Below are 922 nucleotides of genomic sequence, written 5' to 3'. Positions count from 1 at the left end.
CTCCAAACCCAGACAAGTCCAGACGTCGAAAACTGAAATCGTTAAAACGAAAACTTAAGTTACGCCAAACTAAGTTATTGGAATATAAAATACAAACTGGAATTTATGGTAAACGGAATAGTTATTCGAAAACAGACCATGATGCGACTTTTATGCGTGTTAAAGAAGATTCAATGCTCAACGGACAGCTAAAACCGGCTTATAATCTACAAATCGCCACGAGTAAACAATTTGTAACTGCCTTTGGCATTTTTCAAAATCCAGGAGATACCAAAACATTAATTCCCTTTTTACAGCAGCAAAAAGCAGCTGAAACTTTAGGTAAGTATATTGTGGCCGATGCGGGATACGGTTCAGAATCAAATTATCGATACTTTGAAGATGAATTACCCGAACATACAGCTTTGATTCCGTATGGGACAATGTTGAAAGAAAACAGTCGCAAATGGCAAAGTGATGACCGTAAGGTCATGAATTGGACATATCACCCTAAAGATGATTATTTTATAGATCCGCAAGGAGTTAGATTTAGTTTTTATGCTTACCGTAAGCGCAAAGACAAGTACGGGTTTGTACGTGAATTTAAAGAGTATAAGGCAAACAAATATGATAATGATTTTCAAGTTGACCACCGAGCGTTCACTAAAAACGGAAATCCTCGCAAAATAAGTATTAATGACGCTTGGGAGTACTTCAAAGCTAAGGAACGCAAGTTGCTTTCAAATTACCAAACTGGTTCAATTTATGGACGACGTAAAATAGATGTCGAATCAGTTTTTGGTGGGTTGAAGGCTTGTTTGGGTTTTAAAAGATTTTCGGTTAGAGGCCTTGAAAAGGTAAAAAAGGAAGCTGGAATTGCCTTGATGGCGATGAACATTAGAAAATTGGTGGCGAGGGTTACCAACTATAACTGTTTTATAAA

Annotated in this window: 1 protein-coding gene; it reads left to right on the top strand. The window is 37.1% G+C overall.

The features are described 5' to 3' along the window. On the top strand, positions 1-922 hold a 922-nt coding region (locus IV36_RS12630; protein ID WP_156648683.1), incomplete at both ends, for a transposase.

This window comes from Liquorilactobacillus mali (assembly GCF_001437155.1).
In the GTDB taxonomy this organism is placed as follows: Bacteria; Bacillota; Bacilli; order Lactobacillales; family Lactobacillaceae; genus Liquorilactobacillus; species Liquorilactobacillus mali_A.
The sequence above is the reverse complement of the archived record's forward strand: the minus strand, read 5'-3'. Positions and strand labels throughout refer to the sequence as shown.